The 18631-nt window shown below is 70.2% G+C and carries 18 protein-coding genes; 5 read left to right on the forward strand and 13 right to left on the reverse strand.

Features of this window, described 5'->3' with window-relative positions:
- Positions 1-135: 135 nt before the first annotated feature.
- The 4 genes from ACFUK0_RS03765 to ACFUK0_RS03780 form a co-directional block, all read right to left on the reverse strand.
- Positions 136-537 (reverse strand): hypothetical protein, encoded by a 402-nt coding sequence (locus ACFUK0_RS03765; protein WP_380246396.1) that lies wholly within the window; start codon positions 535-537, stop codon positions 136-138.
- A gap of 11 nt (positions 538-548) precedes the next feature.
- Positions 549-1058 carry a SigE family RNA polymerase sigma factor gene (locus ACFUK0_RS03770; RefSeq protein ID WP_380246397.1) on the reverse strand — a complete coding sequence of 170 codons (510 nt, stop codon included), beginning with the start codon at positions 1056-1058 and terminating at the stop codon, positions 549-551.
- A gap of 388 nt (positions 1059-1446) precedes the next feature.
- Complete coding sequence (locus ACFUK0_RS03775) at positions 1447-2451, reverse strand: hypothetical protein (RefSeq protein WP_380246398.1); 1005 nt, start codon at positions 2449-2451, stop codon at positions 1447-1449.
- Between the two features lie 185 nt (positions 2452-2636).
- Positions 2637-3065, reverse strand: coding sequence for a hypothetical protein (locus ACFUK0_RS03780; protein WP_380246399.1), 429 nt, complete (start codon positions 3063-3065; stop codon positions 2637-2639).
- A 494-nt stretch (positions 3066-3559) separates the two neighbouring features.
- Between ACFUK0_RS03780 and ACFUK0_RS03785 the strand changes: the two genes are divergently transcribed.
- Entirely contained in the window at positions 3560-3895 is a 336-nt protein-coding gene (locus tag ACFUK0_RS03785) for a WhiB family transcriptional regulator (RefSeq protein WP_380246444.1), read from the forward strand.
- Between the two features lie 150 nt (positions 3896-4045).
- Positions 4046-4942 (forward strand): alpha/beta fold hydrolase, encoded by an 897-nt coding sequence (locus ACFUK0_RS03790; protein WP_380246400.1) that lies wholly within the window; start codon positions 4046-4048, stop codon positions 4940-4942.
- 56 nt (positions 4943-4998) lie between these two features.
- Here ACFUK0_RS03790 and ACFUK0_RS03795 read toward each other — a convergent pair whose 3' ends face one another.
- The 4 genes from ACFUK0_RS03795 to ACFUK0_RS03810 all read right to left on the reverse strand — a co-directional run bounded on the left by ACFUK0_RS03795 (position 4999) and on the right by ACFUK0_RS03810 (position 8531).
- Entirely contained in the window at positions 4999-5829 is an 831-nt protein-coding gene (locus ACFUK0_RS03795) for an SDR family NAD(P)-dependent oxidoreductase (RefSeq protein WP_380246401.1), read from the reverse strand.
- 250 nt (positions 5830-6079) lie between these two features.
- Positions 6080-6559, reverse strand: coding sequence for an SsgA family sporulation/cell division regulator (locus ACFUK0_RS03800; RefSeq protein WP_380246402.1), 480 nt, complete (start codon positions 6557-6559; stop codon positions 6080-6082).
- Positions 6560-6777: 218 nt separating this feature from the next.
- Positions 6778-7236 (reverse strand): acyl-CoA thioesterase, encoded by a 459-nt coding sequence (locus tag ACFUK0_RS03805; RefSeq protein ID WP_380246403.1) that lies wholly within the window; start codon positions 7234-7236, stop codon positions 6778-6780.
- Between the two features lie 107 nt (positions 7237-7343).
- Positions 7344-8531, reverse strand: a complete 1188-nt coding sequence (locus tag ACFUK0_RS03810) for a Bax inhibitor-1/YccA family protein (protein WP_380246404.1) — start codon at positions 8529-8531, stop codon at positions 7344-7346.
- A gap of 115 nt (positions 8532-8646) precedes the next feature.
- Between ACFUK0_RS03810 and ACFUK0_RS03815 the strand changes: the two genes are divergently transcribed.
- Entirely contained in the window at positions 8647-11406 is a 2760-nt protein-coding gene (locus tag ACFUK0_RS03815; RefSeq protein WP_380246405.1) for an AAA family ATPase, read from the forward strand.
- Positions 11407-11455: 49 nt separating this feature from the next.
- On the opposite strand, the gene ACFUK0_RS03820 is transcribed toward ACFUK0_RS03815, so the two are convergent.
- The 4 genes from ACFUK0_RS03820 to ACFUK0_RS03835 all read right to left on the reverse strand — a co-directional run bounded on the left by ACFUK0_RS03820 (position 11456) and on the right by ACFUK0_RS03835 (position 14393).
- Complete coding sequence (locus ACFUK0_RS03820; protein ID WP_380246406.1) at positions 11456-12241, reverse strand: alpha/beta hydrolase; 786 nt, start codon at positions 12239-12241, stop codon at positions 11456-11458.
- Complete coding sequence (locus tag ACFUK0_RS03825; RefSeq protein WP_380246407.1) at positions 12238-12933, reverse strand: tannase/feruloyl esterase family alpha/beta hydrolase; 696 nt, start codon at positions 12931-12933, stop codon at positions 12238-12240. The genes ACFUK0_RS03820 and ACFUK0_RS03825 overlap by 4 nt, the downstream gene beginning before the upstream one ends.
- A gap of 85 nt (positions 12934-13018) precedes the next feature.
- On the reverse strand, positions 13019-13723 hold the full coding sequence (locus tag ACFUK0_RS03830) for a cytochrome b/b6 domain-containing protein (RefSeq protein WP_380246408.1): 705 nt from the start codon (positions 13721-13723) through the stop codon (positions 13019-13021).
- Positions 13671-14393: a molybdopterin-dependent oxidoreductase gene (locus ACFUK0_RS03835; RefSeq protein WP_380246409.1), complete on the reverse strand. Its 723-nt coding sequence runs from the start codon at positions 14391-14393 to the stop codon at positions 13671-13673. The genes ACFUK0_RS03830 and ACFUK0_RS03835 overlap by 53 nt, the downstream gene beginning before the upstream one ends.
- A gap of 399 nt (positions 14394-14792) precedes the next feature.
- On the opposite strand from ACFUK0_RS03835, the gene ACFUK0_RS03840 reads away from it, so the two are divergent.
- Positions 14793-16427, forward strand: a complete 1635-nt coding sequence (locus ACFUK0_RS03840) for an ABC-F family ATP-binding cassette domain-containing protein (protein ID WP_380246410.1) — start codon at positions 14793-14795, stop codon at positions 16425-16427.
- Between the two features lie 120 nt (positions 16428-16547).
- Here the strand turns inward: ACFUK0_RS03840 and ACFUK0_RS03845 are convergent, their stop codons facing one another.
- Complete coding sequence (locus ACFUK0_RS03845) at positions 16548-17348, reverse strand: SDR family NAD(P)-dependent oxidoreductase (protein ID WP_380246411.1); 801 nt, start codon at positions 17346-17348, stop codon at positions 16548-16550.
- Between the two features lie 656 nt (positions 17349-18004).
- Here ACFUK0_RS03845 and ACFUK0_RS03850 point away from each other — a divergent pair.
- Positions 18005-18565, forward strand: a complete 561-nt coding sequence (locus ACFUK0_RS03850) for a hypothetical protein (RefSeq protein WP_380246412.1) — start codon at positions 18005-18007, stop codon at positions 18563-18565.
- Positions 18566-18631: the final 66 nt, after the last annotated feature.

Genomic DNA, 18631 nt, shown 5'->3' on the forward strand with positions numbered 1-18631 from the left:
GGCGTCGGCCGGTGCCCGGCCGCCTGCTGCGGCAGGCCGGCGGAGGGGGTCGCGTTCTTGGGGATCACGAAGTGGGCCTTCTCCTCGGGAGGGCGGGACGAGCGGAGGTCGGGTGCCCGCCGCCCGGGGCTTTCCTCATCCGTCGCGACTGCCGGCATCCGTCGGGGTGGCCGGGATCCGGCTCGGTCCCGGGACGTGACCGGGCGTCGACACGCGGTACGGTGCCGGCGCCCCCTCGGCGGGGGCCGGGCGGCCCGGTGATGTCGACGCCGACGTCGACGTCACCGACTGGGCGGAGACGAGCGGACGGGGCTGGGGGCTGGGGACCCCGCCCCGGGAGAAGGAACTCGCCAGGACCAGCAGCACGATGCAGAGTCCGACGGCGGTCACCACGGACCAGGCGGCCATCCAGGCCCTCCGGGTCCGCTCCCGGGCGCGCACGCCGACGTGCAGGCGGTCCCGGTGGCGGTCCTCGTACCGCGCGTCCTCCTGCCCGGCGCGCATCATTCGCACCAGCTCCTGCTCGAAGCGATCCATGGCTCCCCTCCTCACTCGACCGGGCCGGCCGGCTCGGCCAGCAGTTGCCGCAACCGCGCGACACCACGGGCCGTGAGCGACCGGGCGGTACCCAGCGGGCAGCCGAGCACCTCTGCGACCTGCCCCTCGGGCAGGTCCTGGTAGTAGCGCAGCACCACCGCGGCCCGCTGCCGCGCCGGAAGCAGCGCCAACACGGCTTCCAACCCGGTCCGTTCGTCCACGGCCGCGGCTTCGTCCGCCGGCCCGGGCGGGTCGGGCAGCCGGCCGACCGGCTGCTCGCCCCACCAGCGGCGCCGTGCCGAGCGGGCTGCGGCGCGGGCCAGGATCTTGCGTACGTACGCCTCGGGCGCCTGCTCGGCGACCCTCGGCCAGGCGAACCACAGCTTGACGAGCGCCTCCTGCAGCAGGTCCTCGGCCCGGTGCCGGTCCCCGCCCGTCAGCAGCCGCGCCAGATGGAGGAGCACCGGCCAGCGGGCCGCCACGAAGCGGTCGAACTCGTCGGCCCGCAACTGCCCCGTCAACCTCGGTCCCTTGCCTCCCCGCCGAGCGATGTCGGCTCCTGTCGCGGTATTTCGGAGCCGAGGGCGGCGCACGCGTCATCGATCGCGCGCACCGCCACACGACCGCGAACGCGTCCCTGTACCCCTGATAAAGACGCTGGACCTCGCTCCGCTATGCACCCCGATTCTGTGTCCTGGGTCACACCGGCCGGCCACCCGGGGCCCGTCGCCCTTGCAGCGGACCGCGCGCCGGACGCCGTCCAGGCGTTGCAGTAGTTCTCGGACTACGCCGCGACGGCGCGGACGCGCGTCGGGACGAGGCCCCGAACCGTGCTCTCCACAGCACTGGCGGGCCGCAGCCGGATGGTTGCGGCCCGCCAGGTTCTCGCCGGAGGGCGGGACTGCTCCGTCAGAACTCCCTCGACTGCTTCCACAGGACGGCGCCGTTGGCAGTGGTCGCGATGAGGTAGGCCGTGTAGGCGTACATGACGAGCGTCGGGCCGTAGCGTGCGACCAGGCCGTTGGCCTCGTGGGCCCACCCGTACGACCCGCCGGATTCCAGGATCGTGTTCAGCCCCAGGAGATTTGATCCCTGCTCCCGGGCCGCGACCTGGCCCCAGCCGTTGGGGGCCATCGCGATGGCCGGCTGCGCGTCGGTCGAGAGTCCTGCCAGGATCTGGCGCCCGTACCAGACGCCCGAACCGTAGTCCTGACGAATGACGTTCACCTGGTTGTCCAGACCGCGGTAGGCGAGCAGGAGGATGCGGGCGCTCGGGCTGTAGGACAGAGCGGGGGAAGAGTCGCTCGTGGCCCCCAACGTGACGGTGGGCAGATCCCACCGACCGTTCTGCCCGTTGTAGAACATCCCCCAGATCTCCTGGCTGCTGGCCCCCCGGAAGGCGAGGAAGACGCCGTTGTTGGGAAGGGATGTCACCGCGACTGACCGACTGTTGGGAGTTGCCGCACCGTTGGGAACCTGCTGCCAGTCACTGACCTCCGGGAAACGCGCGCCGTTGTTCGCGTAGGAGATGGAGCCGAACGCGTAGAAGATGAATCCGTTCGTTCCGGTGTGGAAGAGCATGAAATCGTTGCCGCCGTGGCCGAGCCAGACGATTTGCGGGGAAGAGTTGGTGAGGCCGTCCATCAGGTACGTCGTGCCGTGATCGAGCGCGATGTACATGTTGCCGGTGCCCCACCCGTGCCACACCTGCATGAGGGCCCCGGTTCCGGGGTTGCGTGCCTCCGATATGTTGCCCTCGGCGTACGCCGCGTGCCCGCCTTCGATCTCGTTGGCCCATTGCGTGCTTTCACCGGGGGCGGTGGCGGACGCCGACGTACTCGTGAACAGCAGGACGGCAAGCGCTGTCATCAGCGCCAGCGGGAACAGCCGCAAAGTTTTCAACCTGGATCCCATGAGGGTTCTTCCTTCTTCGAGAGTTCCTTGCTTGACGACCGTCCGTGCAGGGGCCGCACGGACGGACCGGCTGGCCATGACATTTCCTGAACCAGTCCCCGGGCGGCATCAGTCATCTGACGGCCCATGAACGACCGTCTGCCGACACCTCGCAAACGGCCTCGGCGAAGCTCTTCATGGGGCAGTCAGCGGGCCTGCAGAGGGCCGGCGAAGGACTTGCGCAGGGACGACGGGGCGATCGCGGGGAGCAGCGACGCCAGCAGCTTTCCCTTCAGGGAGCCCGGCTCCCTGGTCAGCCGGATGTCGACGCGGGTCCCGTCCGCCTCGGGGGTCAGCCGGAACAGCCATCCTCCCCCAGGGCCGAAGATCTTGGAGTCCAGGGTGGTGATGGTCACCTCGTTGCCACCGGGCTGCCAGTCGTAGCGGGCGCGTTCCCAGGCGGCGGCGGTGCCCTCGGTCACCTCGGCCCAGCCCTCGCCGAGGCCGTGCACCTCGAAGTGGTCCGCGTCGATGGTGGGCCACGCCTCGGCCCGGGCAGCGCTGAAGTCGGTGAGGACCTCCAGCACGGCGGTCGGGCTCAGCGAGGACAGCAGGTGGAAGTTGACGACTGTCACGGGATCTCCAGGTGCGGGTACGCGTCCGTCCGGAATGAAGGGAGCGCGGGGTCACGGTGGTGGTCTGCGGGCAGGCTCTGCCCGACTGCACTCACTCTGGCCAGGGAACGTGGCGGCTACATCCGTCAGTTGACCGTCCGGGTGAGATTGGGTCATGGCGTGCGCCGTCGGTCGGGTGTTCCCGATCTTGACCGTCATCTGACGGATTCGCGGTAGCTGCGGGCGTTGCGAAGGTGGATGTACCGACGGCCGTACCCGACCCCGTTCCTGCTCTTGCTCCTGCTCCTGCTCCTGCTCCTGCGGGCCGCATCGCGCGTCGTGACCAACCGGCTTGTCAGACAATTTCGAGTGTCCCGGGAGGACCTGTGACCACCGTGCAAACTCGCCGCGCCGCAGTCGGTATCGGCCCAGAACAGCGCCTTGTCGGCGCCACCGCCCCCATCGGACAGACCGACCTGCTGGAGTACCCGGCCTCGACATCCTCCCCGGCCGGTATGCCCCAGGCGCTACCGGCTCGCCGTGTCGCCTGCCCGCGACCGGGCGGCCGTGGCGGCCGTGGGGGTGCCGGGGATGCTCCCTTCGTTGTGCCCACGCTGGAGACGTGGGCCTGGCAGAGTGTGGCCGCCTGCCGGGGCATGGACAGTTCTGTCTTCTTCGCACCGCCCGACGAGCGCAGCGAGGCCAAGCACAGCCGTGAAGCCGCAGCCCGCAGGGTGTGCGCGCGGTGCCCGGTGCGTGAGGCCTGTGCCGACTTCGCGCTGCGCTCCCATGAGACGTACGGGGTGTGGGGCGGTCTGACCGAGAAGGAGCGTGCTCGGGGGCGGCGGTGACCGTCCGCCCGCCCAGGGGGTGGCACCCAGGTGATCGAGGGTTCACACACAGAGCCACGTGACACGTATCACGACGCCTACGGTCACACTTTTGAGCACACATGGGATCTGATAGGTATTCACAAAACTGAACACCTATGGAGGATCTCGGTGACGGACGAGACATCTGACCTGCTGTCCCCCGGGGCCCACGAAGTCCTGATCGACGGCCTGCGGCAGCGCTACCACGTGTACGGATCGGGGCCGGCCTGCGTGGCCGTACCCGGAGGACCGGGAGTGGACTGGGAGTACCTGCGGGCACCCGCCCTGGAGGAGTACCTGACCATGGTGTACGTCGAGCCGCTGGGCACCGGCGGGTCCCAGCGGCTGCCTTCGCACCCCCACGGGTACACCCGCGAGCGCTACACCCGCAGCCTGCTCGGCCTGATCGACGCGCTGGCGCTGCCGCAGGTGTTCCTGCTGGGGCATTCCCACGGTGGCTTCGTCGCGCAGTACGTGGCCCTGCACCACCCCGACCGGCTGCGTGGTCTGGTGCTGTACGAGAGCGCTCCGGTGACAGGGGCCGAACACATGGCCGAGGCCGGTGCCAGGGTCCAGGAGTTCGCGCTCCGCAACGAGGGCCGGCCCGGACTCCCCTCGGCTCTGGCCGGACTGCAGAGCGTCGGAAGCTTCACCGACGACGAGAAGGTGACCGCGGCGCTGCGCGCGTTGATGCCGGTCTACTTCGCCCACTACTGGGACCGGGAGGACGAGTTCCGCGACCTGCGTGCCGCGGTGGCCTGCAGCTACATCTCCTCCCAGGACGAGAACGGGGATCCTGACGTCATCGACGACCGGGGGGCGCTCCCCTCGCTCGCGGTCCCCACCCTGGTGGTGGTCGGAGCGTACGACGTCATCTGCGGACCGCGGTGGGCACGGGAGATCCACTCGCTGGTCCCGCAGTCCCGGCTGACGGTGCTGGAAGACAGCGGGCACTTCGGCCACGTGGAACAGCCCGCCGAGTTCTCGGACGCGGTGCGTTCGTTCGTGGCGTCGGTATCGGTGTGAGCGGGCGCCCCTCGGTCTTCCCGCGTCGGGCGGGAGGGCCGAGGGGCGCAGCGGACTCACACGGTGGCCGAGACGGTCAGCTCGTGCCAACGGACGTCGGAGTCGGCCTGCTGGCGGGCCGCCTCGGCGGCGACCTGGGCGGCATCGGCACCGATCAGGAGGCGCACGGGTGCGTCGTCGCGGGTCGCCAGGCCGTGGATGATCTCCGCCACACGTCGCGGTTCGGCGGCCGGTACGTGTGAGGCTGCCTCCCCCGACCTGAGCATGTCGACGAATGCCCCCACGGTGGCACGATAGGGCTCACTCACCGCTGGCACGTGCATGGAGTCACCCGCCCAGTCGGTGGCCATGCCGCCGGGCTCCACGGCGGTGACCTTGATGCCCAGGGGGCCGACCTCCTGGGCGAGCACACTGGTGAAGCCGCTGACGGCCCACTTGGCGCTCTGATAGGCGGCCAGCCCCGGGGTGGTGACCCGTGCCCCGACCGAGGAGACCTGGATGATGTGGCCCGACCCCTGGGCGCGCAGGAGCGGCAGCACGGCCTTGGTGACGTTGACGACGCCGAAGAAGTCGGTCTCGACCTGGTCGCGGAAGGAATCGAGTGTGGTGTCCTCGATGGAGGCCAGGTCCGCGTAGCCGGCGTTGTTCACCACGACGTCGATGCGGCCGAAGGCCTCCACTCCCTTGGCGACCGCTCGTTCCACCGCGTCGACGTCCCTGACGTCGAGCGGCAGCGGTAGCACGGCGTCGCCGTAGCGTGCCTGCGCGTCGAGCCGGGCGGTGTCGCGCGCTGTGGCGATCACACGATCGCCGGCTTCGAGGGCGGCCTCGACGATCGCACGGCCCAGACCGCGCGAACTTCCGGTGACGAACCAGACCTTGGGCATGGGGGTGTCCCTTTCGGTGGTGGTTGGAAGACCTCGGAGAGGCCCGGTCCCCTCAGGATGGCGACCGGGGCCCAGCGCGCGCATCCGTCGGATGACTCACCGATTCGCAGAGCTGCGGGCCTGGTTGAGGGCCGTCAAACGACGCATGCCCGGCGAAGGACGTTCACGAGGACGTCCTCATGCCGCCCCCTCTGGAAGACATCACAACGAGGGCATCGTTGTACGGCTGCGCGATGCCTGCTCGGCTGGATCAGCTCTCGTCCTCCCGGTTCCGGCCCGAGCCGTTGAGCAGCGCGGAGATGAATCCGTCCCAGTTCAGGGACTCGCCCTCGGCATGTGCTGGAACGATCTCGTAGGTCGACTCGATCCAGTGCGCCAGTGCCGGTACGGGCAGCTCCAGGACGGCGCTGGACTGTCGCGACTCCAGGAGAAGGCGGACGGTCACGCCCTCCTGTCCCGGTACGGGCCACACCTGCACGTAGCCTTCGCCGCTCTCCTCGAAGAACCCCTGGTGGAGCAGCCCACGACCGATGCGCCACACCACGCTCGGCCCCCGGGCCGGCACGAGGGTCATGGAAACGATCATGGGGGTGGCCGGGTCGAAGCGGAACTCCGCCCGGACGGGCCGCCAGGCACGGCCGTCCAGCACCCGCTTCGCGACCAGCGTCAGCTCAGGCACCTCCCGGGGCATCGTGCGGCGCTCACGAAGGCCGGACTGTTCGCCGGTCATGGCGGGTTTCCCTTCTGCAGAGCGACTTCGTCAGGCACGACTGTCGCTCACGGCGACGGTTCGCGACATCAGTCACTTGACCGTGGTCCGGGACGGGTCATGACGCCCTGCTGCCGGATCCCCGCCTTCGCCGGGGAGTACAGCCACTGCGCAAGCGTGACGAGGCCTGCAACGCAGCACCCCGGCCCCGCAGAAGGGACCGGTACGGGTCTCCCAGGTCAGCGCTCGGCGCCCAGCGGCGCGTAGTCTGCGGTTCGCAGGCTCTCCAGTGCCTTCCTGAGCGGCTCGGGGGGCGAGAAGATCCGACGGTTCGCCAGGCTCAACCAGGCGCCCATGGCATGGACCACTGCGGCACGTGACCCGTCCGCGCGTGAGATGACATGCCGGAACCTGAAACGGGAGCCGTCCTCGCTGCCGGCGATGAACTCGCAGCTGACCTCCACCCATTCCGCCGGGAGGACCTCGGCCAGGTACTGCGCCTCCTCCCCCAGCATGACCGCGGTGTAGCCCTCCTTGAGGAGGTCGCGGACGGTCCATCCGTGCGCGGCCAGAAGAGCCATCCGAGCGGTGGAGGCGTACTCCAGGTAGCGGGTGTTGCGCAGATGGCCGTTGACGTCCACGTCGTCCCAGCGAACCTCGAAGGACTTCTGGAAAAGGGTTGTGGGCTGTCCGGACATGGTCTTGCTCCTTGTCGACGGTGAGATGCCGAAGGGGTGACGGGCACCGAGGCGGAACCGGGCCCCGTCGGCTACGGATGGCCGCGAAACGCGGGCGTGCGAGCAGCTCACCAGAAGTAGAGGTCCTCGGCCGAGGCGAGGGTGAGCGCGCGCACCGCCTCCACGCAACTCCACGCCGGGGTCAAGGTGAGCCCGAAGGCCGCCGTCCAGCAACTACGGTCCGGCAGGCCCTCGTTGATCATCTCTTCGATCCGCTGAACGTGGATGGACATGCCGGGCGTGGTCAGAAGGATTCCGGCCAGTGCGCAGAGGCCGCCGATCACCCAGTCATGTGCACTGTGGAGGCCCAGGCTGTCGGGGCCGGCCGTCATCACGGCGACCCGGTCCGCGCCTGCGAGGAGGGCGGCTGCCAGCACGCCGGCCAGCACGTAGCCTCTGAACCGGCGGGTCATACGTATCAGGCGTAGCCGGTAAGCGGTCAGCACACCGGCCGAGGCTGCCATCGTGCCCAGGACGGTCTGGAGGCACGCTCCTGAGGAGGTCTGGACCGCGACGGCGCCCGGGAGCAGGCCGAGGAACGCGCCTCCGCACGCGGCGAACGCGAACGTCAGGGCCGGAGCCGGCTCGGCGCTGCGGCGCCGGGCGACCGTGAGCAGGGCTGCCACCAGGGCGAGAGCTCCGGCCAGCACGTACCCGATCCGAGCGTCGGCCGGTCGGCACGTCCACCCCAGGCCTGCGGCGACTGCTGCCACGGACAGGGCCGCCGCTGTCCGCCGCACAACGGCCTCCAGCGTCAGCAGGGGGGCCGCCGCCGGCACCGGGTCAAGACCCGGCCGTGGCCGGCGGGGCAGCAGTTCAAGGGATCCGTCCCAGTCCACTCCGACAGTTGCCTGGACCAGATGATCCCGGCCTGCCGCCGTCTTCATGCCGCTCCGGCACATGGCGCTGCTCCGCGAGAGTACCGGGTTGCTGCTCTTCAAACTGCGCTGCTCGACGATCACCACGTCGGATCTCCTGGTCCTGGGCAGGACGGGCGAGTGCCTGCTCCTGCGCGGGTCGGAGCATGCGCGGCGGAAACTCACACCTGTGCGCGCCGGCGTCGCCATGGACGTGCCCGGTTGGTTCGATGGCTCATACAGTCGCCCGGGAAGTGGGAACACTTCCGTCCACCAGCATGACACGTATTCAGGATTCCGGTGGCATCCGGCGGGTCCGGAGGGGATGGCGTGGGCTGCCATCTGCCTATACGCTGCGCGATGAGTGTCGGATCGAGTAGCGACACGTGTGCGATGCATGGCCACTGCGGAGGAGTTCACCGGTTCTGCCGCGTGCCGGTCGGCCCGTCAGGTACGACGGTGGATCGAGCGGTCGCGCCGCTCGGCCGGCCCGGTGGTCAGAGAATGGGGCGGTATGGGTGCACTGGTGGGTTCCTTGGTCGGTCGGCAGCGAGAACGAGAGGCGTTGTCGTCCTTCGTGGGGAGCGGGGGAGGTCAGTCGCTCGTCCTCAAAGGGGAGACCGGCGTGGGCAAGAGCGCGCTTCTGGACCACGTGGTCGCCCGCGCCGAGCAGGAGGGCCACCAGGTGGTGCGGGCGCTCGGCGTGGAGGCGGAGTCCGACTTCGCGTTCGCCGGCCTGCACCAGTTCCTGTACCCGCTGCTGCCACATCTCGACCGGCTGGATTCCGGCCACCGCGCGGTCTTCGACGTGGTGCTCGGCCGGAACCGGGGCCCGGCTCCCTCGGTGATGACCCTGGCCATCGCCGTCCTGGATCTGCTCGCGCTGGCGTCCGCACAGAAGCCGCAGCTGCTGGTCCTCGACGACGGCCACTGGTTGGACGCGGTCAGCGCCGAGGTGTGCGGCTTCGTGGCTCGGAGGCTGACCGGCGGCTCGGTCAAGTTCCTGATCGGCCTGCGCTCGGACGTGCCATCGCCTTTCGACACCGCCGCGCTGCCCGAACTCCACATCAGCACCTTGTCCGAACAGGATTCGCAGGCGCTGCTCGACCTGCACCATCCGCAGCTGGATCCCCGGATCCGGCAGACCGTCCTCAGCGAGGCCCAGGGCAACCCTCTGGCCTTGCTCGAACTGCCGCCCTTCTTGAGCAGTAGGTCCGCGCACGGTGCACCGGAGCTGCCGGGCCACCACAGTGTGCCGCTGCCCCGCCGACTGGAGTACGTCTACGGCACCCGTATCGAGACGCTCGACGCGTCGGTGCGCACGGAACTGCTGCGCGGGGCGCTGGACGGGGTGGGAGCGGGAGCGGCGGCGCGTACGGCCCGGGAAACCCGCTACCGCATGGCCGATGCCGACGAGGCCGTCTTCTGCGGGCTGCTGGACATCGACCGGGTGAGCGGGGAGTTCGTCTTCCGGCACCCCCTGGTGCGTTCGACGGTCGTGCAGAAGGCCACCCCCAACGAGCGGCGTGAGGCGCATGCCACGCTCGCCCGGGTGTACCGGAACGATCTCGAACGACGGGCCACCCACCTGGCCGCCTCGACGGTGGACCCGAGCGAACAGGTGGCAGCCGAGCTCGAAACGGCGGCGAAGTTCGCGACACGGCGCGGCGGCGCGCTGGCGGCCATCGCCTGGCTGACCCGAGCCGCGGAGCTGAGTGAGAGCCGCGAGGAGCGGTCGCGGCGCCTGGCCGACGCGGCCTTCATCGCCGGGCAGGCCGCCCTTCCCGATCAGGCGCAGCGGCTGGCCCGTTCCGACGTCCTCCGGGGCGGGCAGGGTTTTCCGGCGTCGATGGTGGCCTCCGCCTACGAGTCGCTGTACCGCGACGGTGAGGTCCGCACCTCGCGCCGACAGGTCATGGCGGCGCTCGATGCCCTGCGGGAGGGCGAGGCCGGGCCCGGGTCGGAAGGGGTGGAGGTCCGCCTGGTGAACCTGCTGCTGGTCACCTGCCAGTACACGGCCGACGCCGCGGCCTGGGAGCAGACGCGCCGGCTGCTGGAGGAGTCCGGGGACCGGGTCCCGGCGCAGTCGCTGATCTACCGCGACGCCTGGAGCGATGTGGTGCGGCACGGGGCAGGCGTGCGTCGGCGGCTGGACCGTGCGTTCGCCGACCTGACTCTGCTCGACCCCTGGGACGTCGTCCGGTTGAGCGTGGCGGCCTACCACCTCGACGTGCTGGGTCCGCACCGCCCCTACCTGCAGCGCTCGGTGGACCGTGAGGTGGAGACCGGAGCCACGGCGGCCGCCATGACGATGCTGCACCTGATCATGCTCGACCAGATGGCCGCCGGCGAGTGGGAGGAGGCCGAGCGGACGGGGGTGCGCGGTCTGGATCTCGCCTCGGAACGCGACCACGCGCTCTTCGCGTACCACAGCCGCGCCTACCTCGCTCAGCTCGCGGCGATGCGTGGGCAGTTGGAACGCGCACGCGAACTGCAGGCCGCTGTCGAGGCCTGGGCGCGTCCGCGCGGGGTGGGGTTCCTGACCCAGATCGCCGACGCCGTCGGCACCACGGCGGCGTTGAGCGAGGGCGACTACGAGGGCGCCTACCGCTGCGCGATCCGCATCACCGCGCCCGGTGTCTTCGAGCCCTGTGCCCACCAGGCCTCCCGGACCCTGCTCGATCTCGTCGAGGCCGCACTGCACACCGGGCGCGCGGAGCAGGCCCGTCAGCACGCCCTGGCCGCGAGGGAGGCCGGCTTGCAGGACATCTCACCGCGGTTGGCCCTGATCACCTACGGGGCGCTGGCGATGACGGCCGACGACGACCAGGAGGCGACCGCCTTGTACGAACGGGCCGAGGCGCTTGCGGACAACGCCGGTTTCCCCTTCGAGCTCGCGCGCATCCGGCTGGCCCATGGGGTACGCATCCGCCACTCCCAGGGGCCCAGGGCCGCCCGGGAGGCACTGACGCGTGCCGCCGAGGCCTTCGAGCGGCTCGGCGCCACCGCCTGGGCCAACCGGGCCCGAGCCGAGGTACGTGTCTCCGGTCTGGCCACCCGGCCCTCGTCCGCGGCGGGGCTGACCTGGCAGGAGCAGCGGATCGCCGGTCTCGCCGCGAGAGGTCTGACCAACAAGGAGATCGGCGAGCAGGTGCACCTGTCCCCGCGGACGGTCAGCTCACACCTGTACCGGGTCTTTCCCAAGCTCGGTATCACGACCCGGGCGGCGTTGCGCGACGCGTTGGGCGAAGGCCCTGACGAGTACCACGGGTAGGGAGCGGGGCCGGCGCGGCGCCCCGGGTGCGATCCCGCTCGCGGCACCGTCAGCCCCGGGAACCGGGCTCTGTGGGGCGGATGCCTCGCGCTGTCAGCCAGCCGAGCACGTGGTCGGCGACGAATCGCCAGCCGCTGTCGATGACCAGTGAGTGGCCCCGGTCCGCGAACTGCTTGAGGTCCGTCAGGGCCGTGGAGTCGCCGTACTCCTTGTACACGGTGCGAGTCACGTGGTCGGGCACCAACAGGTCCTCCTGGCCCGAGACCAGCAGCAGCGGTCCACGCCCGGTGTTGCCGGTGTCCACCCGAGCGCTGGGACGGCGTGGACGGCCGCCGCACCCGAGGTCGTCGAGCAGGCGGTGCGAGACGGGTACCGCGTACCTGTCGTACAGCCGTTGGGCCTCCCCGGCGTCGGCGGCATTGGCGAAGACCTCGCGGAACTGCTCGGCGGAGAGCAGGTCCGGGCCGGTGGCGGACCTGTGGCGGGTGTGCACGGCGATGTCGTTGATGGGTGCCGGGGCGATGGCGACGGCAGCCTGCCCCAGCCGGGCCCCGATCAGGTGCTGGGCGACCAGTCCGCCGACCGAGTGCCCGATGATCACCGGGGGGACGTCGAAGGAGCGCGCGATCGCGGCGAAGTGCTCGACGAGATCGTCCAGACCCAGGTCGGGGACGGCGTCCGGACGCTCGCGCGCCTCGCGCGCGGTGGGCGGCTCGTCGGGCCACCCCGGGGCGCAGGTGGTGTAGCCGTGTCCTGCGAAGCGCTCTGTCCAGGATTCCCACGACAGCGCGTGCAGCCACGCGCCATGGATGAACAAGACGGGCGTACGGGTCACCATTGGTCCTCCGAGCATGATGGTGGCCTGCACTGTTGGGGCCACCACCCCAGCCTCGCAAAGGGCCGTTCCGGGGGAATCAGTCGATTGACTGAAAGTGACCGCGTCCTGACGTATCGCCGTCCGGGGCGAGCCGACCCGGCGAACCGCACGCACCGGACGCGGTGGTTCCCGGGCCGAGCGCTGACCTGTGCCACCCGCCTCCGGGTGCAGCGGAAGCTGGCGGCGTCGGCGGTGTCACCGTCGCCCTTGTAGCGCGAGACCGAGGGGTAGGCGCACAGGTTCCGGCTGACGCTCTGCCCGGAGGCCGTGGCCAGCGTGGCCGCCAGCGTCTTCGGTGCCTTGCCGTGCTCGACCCAGGCGGTCAGGGCCGCCAGGCCGCTGTTCTGGCCGTTGAGCCCGCAGTGGGCGGTGCCCGGCGCGAGGAAGAGCCGGTAGAAGTCCTCGGTCTTCTTCGCGCCGCCCATCCGCTGCTCGACCTGCTGACGGTACTTCACCGTGCCGTCGGTGGCGATGTACTGGTCAGCGGTGCCGTGGTGGGTGATGAGCTTGCCGCCGGCCCTGCGGAACGCCGACAGGTCGGGATCGTCCGTGCCGATGACCTTGTCGTACTCGCTCCGGGACTGCTTGAAGAGCTGGGCGAACTGGCCGTAGGTGATGGTCGAGACATCGAACGCGGGCCGCTTCGCCACCCACCCGGACACCCACTCGGCCGGCGCGGGGAAGGGAGTCCCCAAGGGCTTCCCGTCGGCCCCGGTGGTACTGCTGGCCAGGGCGCTAAGGTCGGCCGTGATCGGTACCCCCGACCACGGTATTGCCGTCCGGGTGCTCTTCTTCGAGCCACTGCGGGTGGTGGCTGCGCGCCCAGCGCCGGCTGACGTAGCCGGTGCGCATGCCCCGCCGTGCCTCGGGGTCGCGCAGGGCGCGGCGTACGTGTCCGATCAGGACGACGGCCATCGCCCAGGCGAGGCAGTCGTGGATGAAGATCGCACTGGTGCGGGAGAGGAAGGGGAGCAGGTGGGTGAACCACATGAGCAGTCCGGTGAGCATCATGACCAGGGCTGCTCCGGCGATCCAGCCCGCGTAGAGCTTCTGGCCGGCGTTGAATTTTCCGGCGGGCCGGTCCTGCGGCCCGGTCGGGCGCAGCCGAGCCGCCCTCAGCCACTGCCGGTCGTAGGCCGCGAAGCGGTTGAGGCGCCGCAGATCGGCGCGGAACTCGCGGGAGAGCAGGCCGAGCAACAGCGGTACAGGCAGGGCGACACCCGACCACTCGTGAACGGTGATCATCAGTCGCCGTCGTCCGACGAGTTGGGCGAGCGGGCCGATGTAGAGGCAGGCCGCAGTGGTCAGGACCAGCAGCATGAGCACGCCGGTGGTCCGGTGCACCGAGCGCATGGCGCGCGCGAAGCGGCGGATGCGTGCGGTCCCGTCATGCCGTGCCGACGCTGCGGTCAGCGCCCTGGAGCCAGCCGTCGACGTCATATCCGTATCCCTCCCAGTAGCCGGGGATCACCCGGTCGGTCACGGTGATGCCGGAGAGCCACTTGGCCGACTTGTAGAAGTACATCGGCGCCACGTACAGGCGGACCGGGCCGCCGTGTGCGTGGCTGATCGGCTTGTCCTGCATGTCCAGTGCCACCAGGACGTCGGGGCGGCGGGCCTGTTCCAGCGTCAGGCTCTCGCTGTAGGCCCCGTCGAAGCAGGTGAAGCGCAGGGCGGCGCCCTCGGGGCGCACTCCGGCGGCGTCGAGCAGATCGGCCAGCCGCACTCCTTGGAACGGGGTGTCGTCCACGCGCCAGCCGTCGGTGCACTGCACGTCGCGGACCAGGCGTTGCTGCGGCAGTGCGCGCAGTTGCGGCAGGGTGTAGGTGTTCGGGCGGTCGACGAGGCCGTCGATGCGCAGGCTGTAGTCGCTCTCGTCCTTGCGGGGCACCGAGCCGACGATGCTGTAGTAGCGGAAGCCGCCGGGGTCCGGCAGCAGGCCGGTGAGGCCCGTGGGGTCGTGCTGGGAGGCCGCTCCGAGGAGGCCCTCCCATTCGCGTTGCAGGTAGGGTGCGGCCGCGAGTCCCGCGACGCCTGCGGCAAACGTGCCCAGCAGCATCCTGCGGCCCACCGGGGTTCCGCGACTACGTCGGTCATTGTCCTCTGCCATGTCCGCTCCCCTCTTGGAGTCCGCGCCGGTCAGATCGCGCGGTTCGGCTGGAGTTCTCATGTATTCACACCTCGATAGGTAAACATGTGTGAGGGAAACACCGCGGCCCGCGTTCGTAACCGGTCTGAGCGGTTACGATACTCACATCTGGGCCCAGCCCCGTCAAGGCAGGTCTCCGGCATCCGGAGGCACGGCACTGCTACGCTGGTGTGAGGCAAACCTCTAGACAGACAGCGTGGTGCGGACATGGCAGGCGAGGACGACATCTCCGGGTGATCCCGGTTTTGAGGCCGTCGTGGGGCGCTGGAGCGCCTTGTGCGAGGGCCCGGTTCGTCGTACCCGTTTCCTGCCTGCACGGGGCCGAGGTGTCTCCGCCCCCTTCATCTTCGGGTTGTCCTCATGTTCGATGCATCCATCGTGTGCTCCCAGCTGTCCTTCTCCTGGGTGGACGACACCCCCGTCTTCCGGGAGCTGTCCTTCGCGGTCGGCGCCGGCCGCACCGGCCTGGTCGCTCCCAACGGCTCGGGCAAGACCACGCTGTTCAAGCTGATCGCGGGAGAACTGACCCCCACCGCCGGTTCGGTGACGGTCAGCGGTACGACTGCCTACCTGCCGCAGGACCTACCGATGACCGCGGGCCTGTCGGTGGCCGACGTCCTCGGCGTCGCCGAGGTGGTCCGCGCCATCGATGCGGTGGAACGCGGCGACGTGGCCGAGGAGCACTTCAGCACCATCGGCGACGACTGGGACATCGAGGAACGCTCCTTGGCCCAGCTCGACCGTCTCGGCCTGGGCGGCGTACCCCTGACCCGGCGGCTGGGCACGCTCAGCGGCGGCCAGATCGTGCAGCTGGGCCTCGCGGCCCAACTGCTCAAGGAGCCCGACGTCCTGCTGCTCGACGAACCCACCAACAATCTCGACCTGCCGGCCCGCCGACGGCTTCACGAGGTGCTGGCGGGATTCTCCGGCTGCCTGCTGCTGGTCAGTCACGACCGCGCGCTGCTCGATCGGATGGACCGTATCGCCGAACTCGACTCGACCGAACTACGGCTCTACGGGGGAAGTTTCACTGCGTACGAGGAGGCCGTGCAGGATGAGCGTGAGGTCGCGCAGAAGAACGCCCGCAGCGCCGAGCAGGACCTGAAGCGCGAGAAGAGGGAGATGCAGCAGGCCCGCGAGCGAGCCGAACGCCGGGCCGGCAACGCCGCCCGCAATCTCAAGAGTGCCGGACTGCCGCGCATCTTCGCCGGGAACATGAAGCGCGGTGCCCAGGAGTCGGCGGGCCGCTCCGGTCAGGTGCACGCGGCCCGGGTCAGCGAGGCCAGGACCCGGCTCGACCAGGCCGAACGTGCGCTGCGTGATGACGAGCGGCTGACCTTGGACCTGGCCGGCACCCGGGTACCGACCGGACGCGATCTGTTCGTCGCCGAGGACGTGCAGGTACGGCGCGACGGTGCTCCGCTGTTCGCGGGCAGCGGGATCAGCCTCGGCGTCCGGGGCCCCGAGCGGATCGCCCTGGTGGGTGGCAACGGAGCCGGGAAGACCACCCTGCTGCGCCTGCTGGCGGGCGATCTGACCCCGGACGGCGGGCGGATCAGGCGCTCGCCGGGCCGCGTTGCCTATCTGTCCCAGCGGCTGGACCTGTTGGACCTGGATTCCAGCGTGGCGGACAACTTCGCCGCGGCAGCGCCCGACCTGCCGGCTCCCGAACGGATGAACCTGCTGGCCCGCTTCCTGTTCCGCGGCGCCCGGGCCCATCTTCCGGTCCGCGCCCTGTCAGGGGGCGAGCGGTTGCGCGCCACCCTGGCCTGCGTGCTGTGCGGTGAGCCCGCGCCGCAGTTGCTGCTGCTCGACGAACCCACCAACAACCTCGACCTGGTCAGCGTCGGCCAGCTCGAAAGTGCCCTCAACGCCTACCAGGGGGCCTTCGTCGTGGTCAGCCACGACGAGCGGTTCCTGGCCGGCCTGGGGGTGGAGCGGTGGCTGCGGCTGGCCGACGGATCCCTGACCGAGGCGGCACCGCCCGAGATGTGAGCGGTCCGCCCGACCCGACCCGCGAGGGGCAGGCGCCGGCAGCGAGCGGGCCGGCGGCCCCACGCCGGGCGGGTCGGGCGGACGGCGGGCACAGAGGCACCTCGCCCGAGCCGGGCCGGTTCAGAAAGCGGAGCGGATGAGGCCGCCGTCCACACGGATCGTCGCTCCGCTGACGTACTGGGCGTGGGCGCTGCACAGGTACGCCACCGCTGCCGCGATCTCGTCGGGCCGGCCGAACCGCCCCTGGTCATTGGGGATCAGGGCCTGGACCGCGTTCGGCTGGATCTCCTCCCAGGTCCGGCCCCAGCCGCGGTCCGGGCCGATCTGCGTGACGAGGTCCTTGGTGGCTTCGACGAGGATCGCGCCGGGCGAGACGACGTTGGAGGTGACGCCGGTGTCCTTGAGGTCACGGGCCAGCGACACCGCGAGGTTGTGCCGGGCCGCCAGGGTGGCGTTGTACTGGGGGTGGGTGTTCATCGGCTGGGATGCCAGGCCGCCGCCGATGGTGACGACCCGGCCCCAACCGCGCTCACGCATCGCGGGGACCAGGTGCTGGATCATCCTCACCCCGGAGACGACGTTGACGTTGTAGGTGTCGTTCCACTCCTCGGGTGTCGCCCGAGCCCACGAGAGGTGGCGGTAGAAACCGGCGTTGTTGACGAGGATGTCCACCCGGCCGCCTGCGGTCGCCCGCCGGGCGACATCGGCGGCGCCCTCGTCGGTGGCCAGGTCGCCGAGCGCGGTGTCGGCCGTTCCGCCGGCCTCGCGGATCGATGCCGCGACCGCTTCCGCCCGGTCCTTGTCGCGCCCGTGGATCACTACGGCCGCCCCCTCCGCCGCCAGCAGCCTGGCGGTGGCCTCGCCGAGTCCTGAACTCGATCCGGTGATCAACGCACGCTTGCCGAAGAGGTCGAGATTCATCTGGTCTTTCCTTTCGTGGGCCCCGGGCATCGCCCGAGGAGAGAACAGCGGTGCTGGGTCAGCTGCCAGGTGTGTGCGTGTGCCGGGCGGCAACACTTCACGACCGCAGAAATCACCCGACAGATCGGTTATTCGACTGCCGGATACATGGCCCTGTGGTTCGCGTGAGCAGATTCGTCAACGGAACCGAGAGGCACCGGCTGCGTCTCGCACGGTGCGGGTCCGTTGTGCGACCACTGCTGCGCGCCTGCCTGCCCGGCCCCGGGCCGACGGCGGCCTTCCAGGCCTCCTTCCCCGCCGGCTGTCCTCAGTCGGCGGGGAAGGTTGTGCGGCGCATGACGATCCGCACGGGGGATGCGGACGGACCTGCACATAGGTCCCGACGCAACTCGCCGGCATCGAGACCACGGCCGCACCAGAGAAACGTATGCCCTGCTGCCAGGAAGTGCAACACGTGTGACTTCTTCAGGGGCCCGGAGCGAAGGCTCACGTCGCCACCCGGCCCGTACCGATGGAAGCGGGATATGTCGGGGTTGTCGCTGATGACGATTCACGGACATACTTCAGGGCATGTTCCCTGAAGGGCCGGACCCGGCGACGGTACGGTGGCGGACCACGTTCCAGGAGCCGTCCCATTCACGAAGGAGTGACCGGTTGTGACCAGCCGATCAGTCGCCTCGCTCCGATCGCGGTACGTCGTACAGGCCGCGTCGGATCTGGAGGAGAACCGCCGTCGGCAGCAGGAGCTGGCCGAGAAGCTCGAGTCGCTGCAGCAGGAGGAGGCACTCCTGATCGACATCATGACCCTGGCCGAGCAATACCAGGACGATGTCGAGCCCTCTCCCCTGCCGGAACAGGTCGAGGCCGAGCCGGTCCCCGCCGGGGCCCGGCAGCGCGGAACCTCCCCCGGGAAGGCGACCTCGCCTGCGGGCGCCCCGCGCGGCATCGGGCGGGGCAAGGCGCAGCGGCCGCTGCTGGGAGACCTCCTGATGGAACTGCTCGCCGGGTACGGCGAGCCGCGCCTGGCGAAGGACCTGCGCGAGGAGCTCATGGTGCGGCACCCGGATCGGGAGCCGACCCCGCAGGTCGTGCGGAACACCCTGGAGTCACTGGTCGCCAAGGGGCAGGTGCAGCGCCACAAGGAGCAGCGGGCGGTGCTGTACACCTCGGCCGGTCGTGCTGATCGTGTCGCGGCTTCCGGTGGTGCGGCCGGATAGCGCCCGGAAGTCCGTACGCCTGTCGGAGGCGGGCTGCTCTGCGGTGTGCAGCGGGGCTGCGTCCAT

The sequence above is a fragment of the Kitasatospora sp. NPDC057223 genome (assembly GCF_042669755.1).
Taxonomy (GTDB): domain Bacteria; phylum Actinomycetota; class Actinomycetes; order Streptomycetales; family Streptomycetaceae; genus Kitasatospora.

What these genes read in the sequence shown, in the direction of transcription:
- ACFUK0_RS03765 (WP_380246396.1), bottom strand. Translation starts at nt 537, where the DNA reads ATGGATCGCTTCGAGCAGGAGCTGGTGCGAATGATGCGCGCCGGGCAG.
- ACFUK0_RS03775 (WP_380246398.1), bottom strand. Translation starts at nt 2,451, where the DNA reads ATGGGATCCAGGTTGAAAACTTTGCGGCTGTTCCCGCTGGCGCTGATG.
- ACFUK0_RS03785 (WP_380246444.1), top strand. Translation starts at nt 3,560, where the DNA reads ATGCCCCAGGCGCTACCGGCTCGCCGTGTCGCCTGCCCGCGACCGGGC.
- ACFUK0_RS03795 (WP_380246401.1), bottom strand. Translation starts at nt 5,829, where the DNA reads ATGCCCAAGGTCTGGTTCGTCACCGGAAGTTCGCGCGGTCTGGGCCGT.
- ACFUK0_RS03800 (WP_380246402.1), bottom strand. Translation starts at nt 6,559, where the DNA reads ATGACCGGCGAACAGTCCGGCCTTCGTGAGCGCCGCACGATGCCCCGG.
- ACFUK0_RS03805 (WP_380246403.1), bottom strand. Translation starts at nt 7,236, where the DNA reads ATGTCCGGACAGCCCACAACCCTTTTCCAGAAGTCCTTCGAGGTTCGC.
- ACFUK0_RS03810 (WP_380246404.1), bottom strand. Translation starts at nt 8,531, where the DNA reads ATGCATCGCACACGTGTCGCTACTCGATCCGACACTCATCGCGCAGCG.
- ACFUK0_RS03815 (WP_380246405.1), top strand. Translation starts at nt 8,647, where the DNA reads ATGGGTGCACTGGTGGGTTCCTTGGTCGGTCGGCAGCGAGAACGAGAG.
- ACFUK0_RS03830 (WP_380246408.1), bottom strand. Translation starts at nt 13,723, where the DNA reads ATGACGTCGACGGCTGGCTCCAGGGCGCTGACCGCAGCGTCGGCACGG.
- ACFUK0_RS03835 (WP_380246409.1), bottom strand. Translation starts at nt 14,393, where the DNA reads ATGGCAGAGGACAATGACCGACGTAGTCGCGGAACCCCGGTGGGCCGC.
- ACFUK0_RS03840 (WP_380246410.1), top strand. Translation starts at nt 14,793, where the DNA reads ATGTTCGATGCATCCATCGTGTGCTCCCAGCTGTCCTTCTCCTGGGTG.
- ACFUK0_RS03845 (WP_380246411.1), bottom strand. Translation starts at nt 17,348, where the DNA reads ATGAATCTCGACCTCTTCGGCAAGCGTGCGTTGATCACCGGATCGAGT.